The organism is Marinobacter sp. AN1 (genome assembly GCF_026013985.1).
Classification (GTDB): domain Bacteria; phylum Pseudomonadota; class Gammaproteobacteria; order Pseudomonadales; family Oleiphilaceae; genus Marinobacter; species Marinobacter segnicrescens.
This window is the reverse complement of sequence record NZ_CP110342.1, coordinates 2,225,129-2,240,137: the sequence shown is the minus strand read 5'-3', so window position 1 is coordinate 2,240,137 and position 15,009 is coordinate 2,225,129. Positions and strand designations below refer to the sequence as shown.

Here is a 15,009-nt window from a genome sequence, read left to right as displayed (position 1 = left end):
GTTTAAGCAGCCGATTTATTCAGCTCGATTTCCTGCAATTTGCCGGGGTTGAGTGACACAGCACCCACAGGCTTCCAGTTTCGGGTTGCCTTGGACCAGCGCCGAGGATTCCGACGTTTGGCTGCCTCATACACCCGCTTACGATGCTGCAATTGCTCCAGATCCTTTCCGGTATGACGCGCACTCGGGGTGACGAAGTTGATGCCGCTATGCAGGTGATGGTTGTTGTACGCATTTTCGAACGCCAGCATCCAGTCGCGCCCCTCAACCAACGAGGCAAACCCCTTTGATGGCCAGGCCGGGCAGTATTTCAGTGTCCGGAACAGCGACTCTGAGTACGGGTTGTCATTGCTGACACGAGGCCTGCTGTGTGACATCGGCATGCCCAGTTCAGCCAGCCGTGCACGTAACGTGTGCGACGTCATAGGCGCCCCATTGTCCGAGTGCAGAACCGGTGGCTTGTTCCAGCAACCTTCGCGCAACAGCGCGCGCTCGATGAGCTGTTTTGCCAGCATTCCGGACTCAGCATCATGTATTTCCCAAGCCACGATCTTGCGGCTGTAAATGTCCAGCACCAGGTACAGGTACCAGTGCTGACCACGAACCGCCGACGGGCAGTAACTGATGTCCCAGCTCCACACCTGATTGGGGCCAGTGGCGGTAAAGCTGGTGGGCTCCGGCACCTTGCGCCTTGGCTTCATATGCCCTCTGTGGTTCTGCTGCTGATGCTTTTTCAACACCCGGTAAAACGATGATTCAGACGCCAGGTAGACACCCTTATCGGCCAGCTGAGGAACAATCTGCGAAGGCGGCAGGCTGCGGTATTCAGTCTGATTACAGGTGGCCAGAATGGCAACCTCCTCGGCAATCGTCAGCTGATGTGGCTGTTCAGCCTGCTTGACCAGTGGCCGGCGATCCGGGGTAACCATCCCGTCGGCTTGTCGCCAGCGCTTTACCGTGCGCTCGCTCAGACCCATGAGCTCGGCTGCCTTGTGCCTAGGGGCGCCGCCAGCCACAGCCTCATCAAAGTACTGCAACAGCCTTGTACGCTCAGCCAGCGAGGTCAGTTGTCCTCGTTGTCCGGGGTTTCGCCGTACAAGGCTTCGAGCTTTTTTGATAACACCAGCAAGGAGGTCGTTTCCGCCAGTACACGGTCTTTGCGACGCACTTCTGCCTGGAGCTTCTTGATAGTTTTGCGTGCCTCACGCTGCTGCTTATGAGCGGTCTTATCGCTTTCCACCTGCATGCCTGCGCCCTGGAGGCAACCCGCCTTCCAGCGCTGGATTTGCTCGGGGTACAAGCCCTTCTCGCGACAATACGCGCCGAGCTCGGCTTCAGACATGGGCGCTGTTTCAATCACAGCAGCCAGCTTGGCTTCAGGAGACCACTCGTCTCCATTGTTACGATTACCCGGCACAGGCATTCCTTGTTGTCGACACTGTTTCAACCAACTATACAGGGTCACATCGGAGATGCCTTCCTCTGCGGAGACAGAGACAACGGTCCGGTTATGGGGTGGCAAGAGCTTGTTGAGAACTGCCGCTTTACGTTCATCGGAATAGCGTGGCATGTGTGCATCCATACCGCCCCCTGTGATGTGGTTTCAGGCAAAACTGCCTACTGGACAACTAGGCTGACACAGGGGGTGAGCACAACGTCAGCACGGCCCTGATTTATCAGTGGCGTTCGAAGTTTGGCGGTATGGATGCATCCATGATGAAGCGCCTGAAGGAATTGGAAGCTGAGAACGCTCGCCTGAAGAAGATGTATGCCGAAGAGCGGCTCAAAGCTGAACTGCGCCAGGAAGCTCTTGAGGGAAAGTTGTAAGGCCATCTCAACGCCGGGAGATGGCCATCAAGGGCGTGGCCAAACATGGCATCAGTATTCGGTTGGCCTGTGTGGTGTATGGCATCAGCGAAACCTGCTATCGCTACCAGGCGAAGCTTGGTGGCGAGAACGCACTGGTGGCGGACTGGCTGTTACGGCTCACACAAACGCACAAGCGCTGGGGCTTTGGCCTGTGCTTCCTGTATCTGCGTAACGTGAAGGGCTACCCTTGGAACCATAAACGCGTGTATCGCATTTACCGGGAGCTGGAACTGAACCTGCGCATCAAGCCCCGACGAAGGATCCAGCGGGATTATCCAGGTGAGCTGGATGTGCCGACCGCGCCCAATCAGGTCTGGTCGATGGACTTCATGAGCGATCAACTGGTTAGCGGCAAGACGTTCCGAACCTTCAATGTGATTGATGACTACAACCGGGAAGGCCTGGGCATTGAAGTCGACTTGTCATTACCCGCACAACGGGTGATTCGTGCCCTGGACCAGATCATTGAATGGCGCGGCAAACCCGCAGCGATTCGATGTGACAATGGGCCAGAATACATCTCGCAGTCACTGATAAACTGGGCCAACAGAAACCGAATTACGCTGATCTACATTCAGCCTGGCAAGCCCACCCAGAATGCTTACATCGAGCGGTTCAATCGGACCGCACGACATGAATGGCTAGACTTGCATCAGTTCGAAAGCATTGCCCATGCTCAGCTATTAGCGACTCAGTGGCTCTGGCAGTACAACAACGAACGACCGAACACGGCCATTGGAGGAATACCCCCGTCCAGACTACTGGAGGCCGCTTAATTCTCTATTCAAAAGAACGGTTAGAAATGGGGGGATTACAGTCAGGCATTTGATCCTGCGCCCGTTGGCCAAGGAATCCATCACGAAGTCCATGGACCACGTATGATTCGGTGCATCTGGCAACATCAGGGGCTGCCGTTCCACCATCACGCCTTTACGGCGCTTGCGTTTGCGGACGGCCAGGCCTGCCTCTCGGTAAAGCCGATAAACCTTCTTGTGATTCACCTCAGCACCCTCACGGCGCAGCAACTGGTGAACACGCCGGTACCCGAACCGGCGACGTTCGAACGCAATGGCTTTGATGCGCTCCGTCAGCTCACGCTCTTCTGGGGAACGCTGAGACTGATACCGCATCGTTGCGCGGGATAACCCGACGAGTGAACAGGCTTTGCGCTCGGATATCGCTGTCTCCGACAGCATGGTGCGCACAGCCTCGCGCTTGTTCCCGACGGTCAGTACTTTCGGTTGAGCGCGGCCTTCAGAGCTTCTGTGTCCAGCATGGACTCGGCCAGCAACTTCTTGAGCCGGGCGTTCTCTTCCTCAAGAGCTTTCAGGCGACGGGCTTCAGAGACTTCCAAGCCGCCATACTTCTTGCGCCAGGTGTAGAAGGTTGCGTCCGAGATGTTGTACTTCCGGCAGAGTTCTTTGACCGGAAGGCCAGCCTCGGCTTCCTTCAGAATGGGAATGATCTGTTCTTCGGTGAATCGCTTCTTCATGTTCATCGTCCTCTCTGGTGATGAACATTACTAAGATCAGGGTGGATTAGAAAGTTGGGAGCAGGTCACTTTTTGCCGCGACGAGATGGGTTGACCCTAACTAAGCAGACAGCGGTTTAGTACAAGGGAAGCAGGTCAGGGTTTGTGGACCGTTTACGTCAAAAAATGTCTTTAGATAGAGCCACTGGCCGTTTTACGCATTCCTTTAAAAAGCCATGAATAAGGCTTCAGCGTTTCTCTTTCTTCTTTTGTAGAAATGACTCAATGGAGTTTCCCTTAATAGTAACGTCGCCACCTGTAACTTCCGGGAGACCGAGCTTACTCCGGAATTCGTTAATGGTGATGATCTCTTGGGCTAGAGCCGAATCTAGTACACGGTAAATACCGGCATTGTCTCTATCAGCTGTGCTCATTACACGACTTCCTCAGAGGTGATAATTCTATTGTAAGAGACAAATGGAGAAATATGATCGCTTGTTTTTTCTAAGCTAAAACCTGTACTAAAGAAACCACCACAATCGTTTTTCCGCTCGCAAGGGGTGCATTTCTCCAAGTAATCATTTTTCCAGTCAGAGATGCTATTAACGGAAAGCTCACGAACAAATGGTGACAAAATACACAACTGATGGTTATAGACCATTGTTTTAACGCGTGCGGATTGCAGAATTCGGCAAGCCTCGTCTAGCTCGCTCCTATACTCATAAGGATCTATCCATAGAGCACCAAAATTAGCCTTTGTAAATCCTGTGAGCTCTAACCCCATGAACGCGACATGTTCCACAAAGGCTAAATTTCGAACAATGAAGCGTGCCAGTTCGGGCAGGCGTGCATAGGTTTGCTTATGGATTACCACACGTAGTTCAACATTCTGTCCATCACGCCGTAAGTTCACAATTCCGCGAATGGTTTCTTCAAACGCTCCTGCTGCCTGAACCACGAAATCGTGTCGTTCGGGGAGGTCTGAATACAAAGGAATGCCCAATACTAACTTGGGGTGCCCAACATTCTTCAGAGCGGCTGAATTAGCCCGCTCTGAGAATGAACGGCCATTGGTAAGAACGTGGAGATGGGTCTCTGGCAAGTAACGTGCTGCACTGCGAACTATGCGTAGAAAACCGTCGCCTAAAAGCGTTGGCTCTCCGCCCGTGATTCCCAAAGATGCAGTGCCTCTTGGCACGTTCTTGATAACCTCGCATGCATCTTCGATAAGATAGCTGTCATCAATTTTCCTGGGAGGTTGCGAACACATGAGGCAAAAACTGTTGCATCGTTCTGTTACTAGAATGCTGTTGTGATCCGAGTCCGATCTAAAGAGCACTCGAACCTCCCCGCCCACTGGATTCAGGCGGACGACGTCAGAGCTTTTTACGTAAGACAACTCAGCAGAAAGCTGAATAACTCTATACAAACTCCCACTTTTTACCGGACATCGACTCAGGATGGCCCCATAACTAGCCAAGGAGTCACTGGGCTTGTCTGGAATTCGATCGCAAACGAGGGCGTATTTTTTCGCAACCACCTTTGGCAGACTTGGATTCTCCGTAACGGGCAAGATGAGCGGCTCAGACCCTTCTTCCCAGTTAATAAACTCACAGGTTTTGGAGTAGAGGCTAATCATTTTTATATCCAGCTCTGCAAAATTTGCCGTCTAGCGGGATCATTTTCCATGATGTCCAATAGGTAATTTGTGATCGTTTTGGTCTTCGTGCAGAAACCACTGAGAGCTTTGTTGCCGACGGGGTCTCTCTGGGTCGCATAGTGATACACCGGTTCGCTTCCACAAAAGGGCTTGTAGGCGCACTGGTAACACTCAGGAACGCTGTCGGTTAAGGTTTCCTCAAGAATTTCAAGCAATCCAGATTCGAGGAAAATCTCTTCATATGTATTAGAAAGAATATTGCCTAGTCTAAATTTATGGTCGCCCATCTCAGCAAGCATGCGTGACTCATCTGACGCATAAACGTCACCATCATAGTTGAAAACGATGGCCGACACTCCCGCTCCAGCCGGAGATTGGAGGTCTACATAACCGGTCGGGTAGGGCAAGGAAATCTTTCGCAGTAAAAGCGCCGAGAATTCCTCTACAAACGGAATACCAGCTTCATTGATTTCAAAGATGTACTCCATTGAATCCTGGTAGAACTCGAAGAATCTCTCGAAGTCGTACTTTTCAATCTGATGAGTTTTTACCGCAAACCCATATGGCGAGAGGGGGCGGAGAAAAATGCCTTTAAAATCGGCATCTAGGTATTCATCAATGATTTCGCGTGGATGAGACAGGCTCAACTCAGAGGTCGTCATTAGGGCACTGATGCGATCCGGACCCAACTTTTCACGAACCCGTTCAATCTGGTCTCGTACAATTTGGTGTCCGTCTTTCCCCGGCCTCGGGCGATTGCGATTATGAACATGGGCTGGCCCATCGAGCGAGGTCGAAATGAAAACATCGTGCTGATAACAAAATTCTAATATTTCATCAGATATCAAAGTTAAATTGGTGGCAATGACAAAAGCTAAATCTCTTTTCTCTGTTTTATTTATTTTCTCAGCTTCAAGAACGGTAAATTCAATGACTTCCCAATTGAGCAGAGGTTCGCCCCCCTGAAACTCAATCTTAATATGCTCTGACGGTGTTCGAAAAACAAAGTCAAGGGAGCGCAGCGCTGTCTCTTCATCCATGTCATATCTATCGGCATCTTCAGTCTGTCGAGAGACTTGACAATAAGGGCATGAATAGTCGCACCTCAGTGAGACAACGAAGATGTGAAGCGAGGTGAATTGGCGAAAAACTGCGTGTTTCGTTCGCAATTTTAGTGATAAAAGCTCAATTGCACTCTCAGAACCAACTTCGTATAAGAAATGGCGGGATTTTAGTGAGCTGTAGACATCAGACTTCGGGTCGAGCGTCTCGTGGACGAGAGAGTGTAAGTCCTCTCCGCTGATAAAGAGATATTCCCCGACCTCGTTTGTTAATAGGTAGGAATCGCCAACGCGCTCAAAATTAAAAGGTAACAGTTTATACCGCGCGTCTTGTCTCTCAGTGGAGTAGTAGTGCTGAGGGGAGTTAAATTTTTTGGCAAGTCCGTTTACCGCTTCGCTCATCATTCCTCAACCAAATCGGTGTTGGCAAACGCATTCATCAAAATCAGATTGCGCACGGTTTCGGTTTTTTGAAACACGACCTCTCGAAGTTCCTGATCCAACGCATCGCGATTGAATCGTTGTAGGAGTTCCTGTTTGTCGTCGTCAGAAAAACTCTCTGGAACTCTGAACGTTACATTGGCGGCTTCACCGCTGTCGTTAATGCTTAGGCTGTAATAGTAGGAATCGGAAAAGCGGTAGCAAGTTTTCTTTAAGGCCTCTAACGAAATGACCCTCAAATCAATCCTTACCGAGAGCTCCTCCGATAATCCAGTTACATCAGCAGCTTCGATTCTTTGCATAATTGAACAGCCTTCTAACGCCCCATACCTCAGTAGGAAGAGGAGTAATGAGAAGAGTGTGACGAATGCGAGCTGTGCGAGGAGTGCGATCGGTGTGAACTGTGGGAACGGTGTGAAGAGTGATAGGCCAAAGAGTTTCCGTCAACTACAGTTTCTGGCCGCTCAATGATGAAGAGGTCTTTCGCCGTGGGCGCGTTGGACTGCACGATTTCTGTCAGAGTGCCGAATTTCTCTTGAAATTGCGGAACCTCGGTAGCATCCGCGGCGCTGACGGTCGCCAGTGCTGCGGCTAGGACACTAGCTGGCTTCAGGAATTTTTTCTTGTCCATTTTTTGTCCCTCCTCGACTTCTCCCGATAGTACCACTAGTCCCTTAATGTAGCCAATCCATCCATGTATGTCAGCTCCAGCCAGCGCGTCGCAGCCTCGTAGGGGGGCGAGCCCCGATATCCTAGACACCTCGCAGCTGCTTAAAATATGCTTTTCGAAGTCTGCTTTGTGGTGGAAATATTCCGGAATAGGACGATTCGAAGATGGCCAGTAGGTTTGTCTTGGCAAGGGATAGACGCACGGGCAAAGTCGTCCATATCAGCGACGTTGAGGAAGGGTACCCGCATGCTTTCTGTGACGACTGCGAGGCGAGTTTGGTTGCTGCCAATCGTCGACAAGACACACGCAAGGTAGCCTCCTATTTCAGACACCAGGGCGGCGGTGAGAGGTGCTCATCGATGACAATGCTGCATGCTTACGCCCAGCAAGTGGTGCGCGATCATGGTTTCATCCAGCTTCCGAACTTCCACACGACTGTTTCACCCCAGAATGCCAAGAGCGCCAACGAGTCTCTGCCGGTTCAGCGCCCGGGCTATCTGGCTGCGCTGAAGGACACCTCCTTGGAAAGGGGCTATCCAACCCGACCAAGGTTAATCGCCGACGTTCATGGCATTGAGCCAGGCGTAGGAAGCCTCTATGTCGAAATCCGGGTCCACCATGAAGTTGATGATTCGAAAATCGCGGCTCTTAAAAACGCGGGCCTTGATGTGATTGAAGTGGATTTACGTTCCCTGGTCGATCAGCCGGGCCTCACCAAAGAGCAAATTGTAGAGGCAGTCGTTTCCTCGGCGGGGAGAGAATGGATTTCACAGCAACGGTTCGAGAGGGACATTCGCGCTGCCCGCGAGAAGATGCAACGATTGGAAGAGGCGGATGCTCAGGAGCGTCGCCTAGCCCGCGCAGCCCAAGAAGCCTGCGGTGCGACGAAGAAGCAGTGGCGTGCCGAGCATCAGCATGAGCTAGGTTTGATCAGCGCTTACGCTGAGCTTGAGAACCGAAAACGAGCCTTGGATAAACTTTGGGATTGGTGTCATCACCCGCGTCGAACTGAAAACCGCGTTTTCACGCGGTTGATTGACCAATTTGGCGAAGTGCCTCAAGCGGTCAACCTGCCTGTTCGGGGCGAGTTGGCGTTCAAGGTTCATCGCCTCTATTGGCAAACGCTGATATTTGAGGGCGTGATCCTGAGAATCTTTGACAACCAGGTGAAGCGGATTGCCCAGTACAAGCGCAAGAACCGGCGTTTTTTCTATGGAGAGGAAATCGCCTGGCTTAGTGATACGCCTCAGATTTCACCCGTCGGGGTTTACGAATTTCTGAAGCAACAGGAGGTGCGCCTCACGGATGTGGCCAATACCTTTGAGCAGTTGGCCGGAGGAGAGCCTTTGGCGGAGAATCACAGCACTCGACCGGCTTCGATCCGGCACGTCACGGTTAAGGAATACGCAATATTGCCAAAGCCCGTCCCAACGATCAGGCGCTACCTCAAAGCCTTGGCCGGTGCCGGGATTCTATCGGTGTCGAACGATACCTTTTTCATCCCATACCAACGACGCCCATCTGTGGATACGCCTATCACTGATTTCGAGAAGTTAGCGCAGGCAGGTCTGATGCAATACCAGGAGTGAATCGGCACCCCGCAGTACAGTCCGATCAACTACGGCGATTTAGACGCGTTGTAAGTGGCGCGCCTCGTGGAAGGTGAGGGTGGTCTTACGATGCCGTACCTGCAGCTGCAATGAGGAAAGCAGCTACAATGAGGCAAACGGAGAACAGGCATCAGAAAATCAAGGTACAGCGAGTCACAGATCGTCAAGATCTCTGAAAGAGGTCGAGGGCGGGTTAGATCGGGCCTACAGTCTGTAAAAAATCCTAGAAATCCATAAAAAGTGTCGAAAACCTTAGTCTGATATAGATTTTTCGGCCGTCCATCGGAATCCAATCTCCATGCAATACGTCGGCTATGCACACCTGATTCAGCATCGTGGTATTGCTGCTCTGAAACCGCCAGTGTCGGCGGAGGTTCGACCGGTTGCCCGGATAGAGACCGTCGACAACGTCCTTGCCGTACCCGCTCGATTGGCGCCACACCCGGATGACCGTATGGGCCATGTTCTGTTTGCCGTAAAGCACGAGGGAATCAACCTCCAGGTCCTGGCCCAGGTGCTCCCCACGATTCCCGAACCCCAGCTGCGTGAAGCGTTCGACGCGTCTCCCAATAGCCAGTACCTGCGCAAAGTTTGTTACCTGTGGGAGCAGTTTACCGGCGAGACCGTGCATCGGAAGGTGGCTCGTATACAACAGAGCTACGTCCCACTGTTCGACCCCAAACGGTACGTCACCGGGCGGAGCGTCAACAATTCCCGGTGGCGAGTCCGCTTCAATGGGTTAGGCTCCCTGCGGTACTGTGCGACGGTCCGTCGTACTGCGTCTCTTGAGCGGTTGCTGGATGAGAACGCCCTTGAAGCGTCAGCGGCTTTTCTTGAGGCGTTGCCGACGGACATCCGGCACCGGACGCTGGCATGGGCCTATTGGCAGGAGGCGAACGATTCCTACGCCATCGAACAGGAATCGCCGGCCCAACGCAAGGTGCTGCGGTTCGTCCAGGAGCTAAAGAACACCTCCCAAAATGTACCGTTGAGTGAACAACAACTGGTGACTTTGCAGAACGCCGTGCTCGAGCCAACACACGCGCCAGAGACGTCCTTCCGGACCCAACAGAACTATCTCAGCGATGGCGTCCCGGGACCCTTGGGGGTCACCTACGTGCCGCCCACCCCAGAGCTCTGCTCGGAGTTGATGACAGAATGGAGCACCTTGACCCATGTGCCGCCCGGTCAGGTTCATCCACTGGTGCTGGCCAGCGTCGTGTCCCTGGGGTTTGCGTTCATCCATCCCTTTATGGATGGCAACGGGCGCCTCTCACGCTATCTGTTTCATCACGTGCTCCGTCAACAACGGGTGCTCCAGGGCGACCAGATACTGCCTATCTCGATCGTTTTGCGACGAAACCAAGCGGATTATTTGAGGGCCCTGCAGGCCTATTCGAGACCTCTCAGATCGTACTGGAGAGTACGCGTGCCCGCTGATGGACAGCCGACGTTCGAGTTCACTGGGCATCCGTCGCTTTATCGCTATTGGGATGCCACGGACAGCGTTATTCTCATGGCGAAGGCCGTCAGAAGGGTGCTTGACGATCATCTCAAAGGCGAGGTCGTCTTTCTCAATCGCTATAATGAGATCTATCGAGAAGTGGACCGTTCCTTCGACGTCCCCCATGTAGATCTCTCAAAGCTGGTGACGTTTTGTCTGAATCACCAGGGACGGATTCCCAAGCATCGGCGCAACCTGTTTCAAGATAGGGTGCCACCGGAGGTGTTCGAGGCTTTGGAGAACGCGTATCGCCACGTCGTCGTTAACGCAAAGACGCCCTGAGCCGCTACACTGAACCTAATCGACGATTCATGGTAACCGTCCGGTGATCCCATCTTGAGCCTGGCGCTGCCGCCGTCAGGATAGTGTCCACTTATTTTCTAGTGGACACTTAGCATGAACGAATTAAGCGTAACCAAGCCCTGCCAACGCCGTCGCCGTTTTTCCCGCGAATTCAAAGCCGAGATTGTCGCCAAATGCCTGGAACCCGATGCTTCCGTTTCCCGGATCGCCCTGGATAACGGCCTCAACGCCAACATGGTCCGGCGCTGGATGAGTGAAGCGCAGCGAGCGGATAAAACACCGGGATTTGTACCGGTCAAACTGCCAGCGGCAACCTCTGCACCGGGCAACCCATCGGTCTCAGATAAGCGTAGCACCATCCGCATCGAGATTCCCCGCGCCGGTGGCGCGGTCGTGGTGGAGTGGCCTGCGGAGCAGGCTCACCAGTGTGCTGCCCTGTTGCGGGACCTGTTGGGATGATACGCATCGACGAGATCTGGCTGGCCACCGAACCGCTGGATATGCGGGCGGGGCCCGACAAGGCCCTGGCCCGGGTGGTTCAGGTCTTCGGTTCTGCCAGGCCCCACTGCGCCTACCTGTTCGCCAACAAACGGGGCAACCGGATGAAGGTGCTGATCCACGATGGTCTGGGTATCTGGCTGTGTGCCCGCCGGCTGAACCGGGGCAAGTTCCACTGGGGCGAAACCTGGCGCGGTGACCAACTGCGCCTGACCGAGGAACAGTTGTCCGCCCTGGTTCAGGGCCTGCCCTGGCAACGCCTTGGGGCCGATGGCGTCATCTCCATCCTGTAACCACAAGTGCCGTGATGCCGCTATAGCCAGAACCGCGAATCGCTTGCCGCACAGGGACTTGGCATACTAGCCCGGATTTCTCATAGTGCTCCAACAACCTTCGCAGACCAAGCCTGGTAGTGCCAGATCCGAGTGGTCATGGTCGAAGTTGGCGATTATTTAGCCAGTTTCCGGCATTCAGGCACAACTCCCCCTTTCCCCCATTGGTATCGGGCCGGGGGAGCCCGATTATCTACTGGGGCACCAAGCGCTGAACCAGTGCTGAGAGATCGTTCTTGTGTGGATAGCTATCACTCATCAACACCCGTATTCGGCGGGTGTTGCGGATGATGACTGCGCCAACCTTGATCAGCTTCAAGCGCAAGGTGCCGGCACTCATACGTTCGAAGGGCGTGTTTTTCAGATGCACCCGCAAACGCTCGAACAGGGTGTAGGCGAAGCCGGATAAGATCAGCCGCCACTGGTTGGTCCACCAGTGTGTGCTGGAGGTGCGACCGGCAAACAGATCCAGTTGTTGATCCTTGATCCGGTTCTCCATATCACCCCGTGCGCAATACTGTTCGTAGTAGAGCTTGAATCCGTCATCGTAGCGGGAGCTGATAACGAACCGGGGGTTCGGGCCTTGAGGGCCATATTCCAGGCGCGCAACCACCCAGCGTGGCTTATGCCAGCTTCGGGCTTTGTAGCGGAAGCGGAAGGTGCTGGCGAGCTTATGGCCATGAGCCTCGTAGTAGGTCCGGACTTTGTCCATGGCTGGGGCGGCAAGCGCCTCCAGCCGCTGGTTGCGGGCCATGCCTACGATGTAATCCACCTGGTTGCGATCGCACCAGGCCAGCAGTCGGGGCTTGCTGAAGTGGGAGTCGCCCCGGAACACGATCCGGGTCTGTGGCCAATACTCGCGAATAAATCGCACCAGCAGCGCCAGAATGGCCCAGCTGTGCCGGGCATCACCTCGATTGCTGGTGCGCAGATAGCTCACCAGCAAGTGCCTACCGCAGAAGACGTAAAGCGGGAAGTAGCAGTGATGGTCGTAATACCGGTTAAAGAACTTACCCGGCTGGTCGCCGTGCACCGGAATATCGGTGCCGTCAAAATCCAGCACGATTTCCTTGGGCGGCTTCTCATGCTGCTCGATAAAGTGGTGCCAGAGCAACTCATGCGCTTTGACAATGGTTTGCCGATCCATCGCCTGCTCCATTCGACAAAGCGTGGACTTGCCGGCCAGAGTCGAGGCATTCCCCGTGGCGGTTTGTAGTGCCTGATCAAAGCGAAGCGCTTCATGATCATTCAGATCTTCGTAGCCACCGGCCACACCGTAGACCCGTTGCCGGACCAGGGACTTGAGCTCATGACGAATCATCCGGGGATCCCGCTGGTCGGTCAGAGTCTCGGCCAGCCGTTGGGTTAACCGGTGTTGTTTGTCGACTTCGCGCAGTAACAGCAAGCCGGCATCGGAGGTGATATGGCCTCCGGAGAAGTCGGTTTCAATCTGGCGGCGGGAAAGTGGCGAGAAGGTCAGTTTTTGAGGTACCATTTTGGATAGCGGTTGTTGGTGTTGATTGATGGTGTAAGGTCCTGAAATTTTAACACTTTCAGCCGCTTTCTTTTATCCCCTCATGAGAAATTCGGGCTAGGCGGCATGACTCAGCGCCCCGACATCAACCAACTCTCTGCCGATCAGCTCCGTGCCCTGGCGACGGAACTGATGGACTCTCTGGACGCCAAGGATCAAGTCCTGGGCCGGAAGGAGCGAGAGTTGGTGCGCAGCAACGCCATCATCGAGAAGCTGACCCACGAAGTCGCCATCCTCAAGCGTCACAAGTACGCCCGTCGCAGTGAACAACTCGATGCGGTTCAGGGGAAACTGCTGGATGAACTGATCGACAGCGACCTGGCCGCCATCGAAGCCGAGCTGGACCAGGCGATGACCGAGGAGCAGAAAGCCGCTCGGCCCAAGCAGCAACCCAAGCGCACCCCACTGCCACCGGAACTGCCCCGCACCCTGATCCATCATGAGCCCGAAAACACCCATTGCCGTTGCGGATGTCAGCTCAAGCGCATCGGCGAAGACGTCAGTGAGAAGCTCGACTACGTCCCGGGCGAGTTCACAGTGGAGCGCCACATCAGGGGCAAGTGGGCCTGCGACAAATGCGAGACCTTGATCCAGGCACCGGTGCCACCGCAGGTGATCGACAAGGGCATCCCTACCGTCGGCCTGCTGGCTCAGGTGCTGGTAGCCAAGTACGCCGACCACTTGCCGCTGTACCGCCAGGAACGCATCTTCGGTCGCGCCGGCCTCGAAATCCCGCGCTCCACCCTCGCCGAATGGGTGGGTGCCTGCGGTGTGCAGTTGCAACCCCTGGCAGATGCGCTGAGAAGCGCCTTACTGGAACACGGCGTTCTGCACGCCGATGAAACCCCCGTCAGCATGCTGGCCCCGGGCAAGAAGAAAACCCACAAGGCCTATGTCTGGGCCTACTGCACCACACCGTTCTCGGACCTGAAAGCCACCGTTTATGACTTCGCGCCCAGCCGGGCGGGCGAACACGCCCGCACCTTCCTGGGTGACTGGCAGGGCAAGCTAGTCTGTGACGATTACGCTGGCTACAAGGCCGGGTTCGGCAATGGCATTACCGAGATCGGCTGCATGGCTCACGCCCGGCGCAAGTTCTACGACCTGCACGAAGCCAACAAGAGCGAGCTGGCTGCCAAGGCTCTGGAATACATCGGCGGACTCTACGAGATCGAACGGGACACCAAAGACCTGCCGCCGGATAAACGACAGGAGATCCGGGAAACCAAGGCTCGACCGATTGCCGATGCACTGCATCAGTGGATGCTGGCGCATCGCCAGAAAGTGCCGGATGGGTCCGGCACGGCCAAAGCCCTGGATTACAGCCTCAAACGGTGGGAAGCGCTGAGGCGCTACCTGGACGATGGTGCTGTGCCCATCGACAACAACTGGGTGGAAAACCAGATCCGACCCTGGGCGCTGGGGCGCAGCAACTGGCTGTTCGCGGGCTCACTACGGAGCGGTCAGCGTGCTGCTGCGGTGATGACTCTGATCCAGTCAGCCACGCTGAACGGGCATGATCCCTATGCCTACCTGAAGGATGTGCTGACCCGGCTGCCGACGCAGAAGAACAACGCCATCGACGAACTATTACCCCACAACTGGATGCCGGCTATACCTGACAAGGTGTGATGGCCGGACGCTTACGATTCATGACCAGCGAGAAGACGGACATGCGTGTGATGAGAGAACGCATTGAGAAAGCCAACGAACGCAATCGCGCCAATCTTGACAAGACCATGGCCGAGTTCCAGCGGAGGCTGATCGACGAGGCCAATGGCGTCCCGATGGAAGCCACTCGCGAAAACCGGTATATCTATACCATGCTGGAGGACGGCTTTCGTCAGTATGACTCGAAGACGGGAGTTACGCGCCACCTAACGTTTGAAGAGTTTGGCCGAATTGTCGTAAAACACCAGCCGTAACGAAAGCCCCAAACCTCATCCCCCTCAGCACTCCATCGCGGGCCATGAGCGGATGCGGATTCGTACGCTCTGTACGGGTTACGGCGTTCCATGAAACCTAGCCCCGGTCGGCTGCCCACGGATTGCACGAC

The 15,009-nt window shown here is 54.5% G+C and carries 13 protein-coding genes and 2 pseudogenes; 7 read left to right on the top strand and 8 right to left on the bottom strand.

Features of this window, described 5'->3' with window-relative positions; genetic code table 11:
- Positions 1-2 precede the first annotated feature (2 nt).
- A protein-coding gene (locus tag LJ360_RS10345) for an IS3 family transposase (RefSeq protein ID WP_264996024.1) occupies positions 3-1,570 on the bottom strand; the annotation gives its coding sequence in 2 pieces (ribosomal slippage) (positions 3-1,088 and positions 1,091-1,570; 1,566 coding nt in all).
- A gap of 77 nt (positions 1,571-1,647) precedes the next feature.
- Here LJ360_RS10345 and LJ360_RS10340 point away from each other — a divergent pair.
- Positions 1,648-2,645: pseudogene (locus LJ360_RS10340) on the top strand (IS3 family transposase); the annotation flags it as partial.
- Here LJ360_RS10340 and LJ360_RS10335 read toward each other — a convergent pair.
- The 6 genes and pseudogenes from LJ360_RS10335 to LJ360_RS10310 form a co-directional block, all read right to left on the bottom strand.
- Positions 2,631-3,361: pseudogene (locus LJ360_RS10335) on the bottom strand (IS3 family transposase); the annotation flags it as partial. The pseudogenes LJ360_RS10340 and LJ360_RS10335 sit on opposite strands and share 15 nt — an antisense overlap.
- A 227-nt stretch (positions 3,362-3,588) precedes the next feature.
- A complete protein-coding gene (locus LJ360_RS10330) occupies positions 3,589-3,774 on the bottom strand; it encodes a hypothetical protein (RefSeq protein ID WP_264993917.1) in 186 nt (61 codons plus the stop codon).
- Positions 3,774-4,979 carry a His-Xaa-Ser system radical SAM maturase HxsC gene (gene hxsC, locus LJ360_RS10325; RefSeq protein ID WP_264993916.1) on the bottom strand — a complete coding sequence of 402 codons (1,206 nt, stop codon included), beginning with the start codon at positions 4,977-4,979 and terminating at the stop codon, positions 3,774-3,776. Before hxsC ends, LJ360_RS10330 begins: the two co-directional genes overlap by 1 nt.
- A 2-nt stretch (positions 4,980-4,981) precedes the next feature.
- Positions 4,982-6,463 (bottom strand): His-Xaa-Ser system radical SAM maturase HxsB, encoded by a 1,482-nt coding sequence (gene hxsB, locus LJ360_RS10320; RefSeq protein ID WP_264993915.1) that lies wholly within the window; start codon positions 6,461-6,463, stop codon positions 4,982-4,984.
- A complete protein-coding gene (hxsD, locus tag LJ360_RS10315) occupies positions 6,463-6,804 on the bottom strand; it encodes a His-Xaa-Ser system protein HxsD (protein WP_264993914.1) in 342 nt (113 codons plus the stop codon). Before hxsD ends, hxsB begins: the two co-directional genes overlap by 1 nt.
- A gap of 29 nt (positions 6,805-6,833) precedes the next feature.
- Positions 6,834-7,133: a hypothetical protein gene (locus LJ360_RS10310; protein WP_264993913.1), complete on the bottom strand. Its 300-nt coding sequence runs from the start codon at positions 7,131-7,133 to the stop codon at positions 6,834-6,836.
- A 398-nt stretch (positions 7,134-7,531) separates the two neighbouring features.
- Here LJ360_RS10310 and LJ360_RS10305 point away from each other — a divergent pair, with 398 nt between their 5' ends.
- The 4 genes from LJ360_RS10305 to tnpB all read left to right on the top strand — a co-directional run bounded on the left by LJ360_RS10305 (position 7,532) and on the right by tnpB (position 11,380).
- Positions 7,532-8,761, top strand: a complete 1,230-nt coding sequence (locus LJ360_RS10305; RefSeq protein ID WP_264993912.1) for a hypothetical protein — start codon at positions 7,532-7,534, stop codon at positions 8,759-8,761.
- Positions 8,762-9,080: 319 nt separating this feature from the next.
- Positions 9,081-10,568 (top strand): Fic family protein, encoded by a 1,488-nt coding sequence (locus tag LJ360_RS10300; protein WP_264993911.1) that lies wholly within the window; start codon positions 9,081-9,083, stop codon positions 10,566-10,568.
- A gap of 114 nt (positions 10,569-10,682) precedes the next feature.
- Entirely contained in the window at positions 10,683-11,048 is a 366-nt protein-coding gene (gene tnpA / locus LJ360_RS10295; RefSeq protein WP_264993910.1) for an IS66-like element accessory protein TnpA, read from the top strand.
- On the top strand, positions 11,045-11,380 hold the full coding sequence (gene tnpB, locus LJ360_RS10290; protein ID WP_264993909.1) for an IS66 family insertion sequence element accessory protein TnpB: 336 nt from the start codon (positions 11,045-11,047) through the stop codon (positions 11,378-11,380). Before tnpA ends, tnpB begins: the two co-directional genes overlap by 4 nt.
- Positions 11,381-11,612: 232 nt before the next feature.
- Here the strand turns inward: tnpB and LJ360_RS10285 are convergent, their stop codons facing one another.
- Positions 11,613-12,914, bottom strand: a complete 1,302-nt coding sequence (locus LJ360_RS10285) for an IS1380-like element ISMaq3 family transposase (protein WP_011784498.1) — start codon at positions 12,912-12,914, stop codon at positions 11,613-11,615.
- A 105-nt stretch (positions 12,915-13,019) separates the two neighbouring features.
- On the opposite strand from LJ360_RS10285, the gene tnpC reads away from it, so the two are divergent.
- Both tnpC and LJ360_RS10275 read left to right on the top strand, forming a co-directional pair.
- On the top strand, positions 13,020-14,585 hold the full coding sequence (tnpC, locus tag LJ360_RS10280) for an IS66 family transposase (RefSeq protein WP_264993908.1): 1,566 nt from the start codon (positions 13,020-13,022) through the stop codon (positions 14,583-14,585).
- Positions 14,586-14,635: 50 nt separating this feature from the next.
- The gene (locus LJ360_RS10275; RefSeq protein ID WP_264993907.1) at positions 14,636-14,878 is read left to right on the top strand and encodes a hypothetical protein; all 243 of its coding nucleotides are present in this window, start codon (positions 14,636-14,638) and stop codon (positions 14,876-14,878) included.
- The last annotated feature ends 131 nt before the right edge of the window (positions 14,879-15,009 follow it).

What these genes read in the sequence shown, in the direction of transcription:
- LJ360_RS10330 (WP_264993917.1), bottom strand. Translation starts at nt 3,774, where the DNA reads ATGAGCACAGCTGATAGAGACAATGCCGGTATTTACCGTGTACTAGAT.
- hxsC (WP_264993916.1), bottom strand. Translation starts at nt 4,979, where the DNA reads ATGATTAGCCTCTACTCCAAAACCTGTGAGTTTATTAACTGGGAAGAA.
- hxsB (WP_264993915.1), bottom strand. Translation starts at nt 6,463, where the DNA reads ATGAGCGAAGCGGTAAACGGACTTGCCAAAAAATTTAACTCCCCTCAG.
- hxsD (WP_264993914.1), bottom strand. Translation starts at nt 6,804, where the DNA reads ATGCAAAGAATCGAAGCTGCTGATGTAACTGGATTATCGGAGGAGCTC.
- LJ360_RS10310 (WP_264993913.1), bottom strand. Translation starts at nt 7,133, where the DNA reads ATGGACAAGAAAAAATTCCTGAAGCCAGCTAGTGTCCTAGCCGCAGCA.
- LJ360_RS10305 (WP_264993912.1), top strand. Translation starts at nt 7,532, where the DNA reads ATGACAATGCTGCATGCTTACGCCCAGCAAGTGGTGCGCGATCATGGT.
- LJ360_RS10300 (WP_264993911.1), top strand. Translation starts at nt 9,081, where the DNA reads ATGCAATACGTCGGCTATGCACACCTGATTCAGCATCGTGGTATTGCT.
- tnpA (WP_264993910.1), top strand. Translation starts at nt 10,683, where the DNA reads ATGAACGAATTAAGCGTAACCAAGCCCTGCCAACGCCGTCGCCGTTTT.
- tnpB (WP_264993909.1), top strand. Translation starts at nt 11,045, where the DNA reads ATGATACGCATCGACGAGATCTGGCTGGCCACCGAACCGCTGGATATG.
- LJ360_RS10285 (WP_011784498.1), bottom strand. Translation starts at nt 12,914, where the DNA reads ATGGTACCTCAAAAACTGACCTTCTCGCCACTTTCCCGCCGCCAGATT.
- tnpC (WP_264993908.1), top strand. Translation starts at nt 13,020, where the DNA reads ATGACTCAGCGCCCCGACATCAACCAACTCTCTGCCGATCAGCTCCGT.
- LJ360_RS10275 (WP_264993907.1), top strand. Translation starts at nt 14,636, where the DNA reads ATGAGAGAACGCATTGAGAAAGCCAACGAACGCAATCGCGCCAATCTT.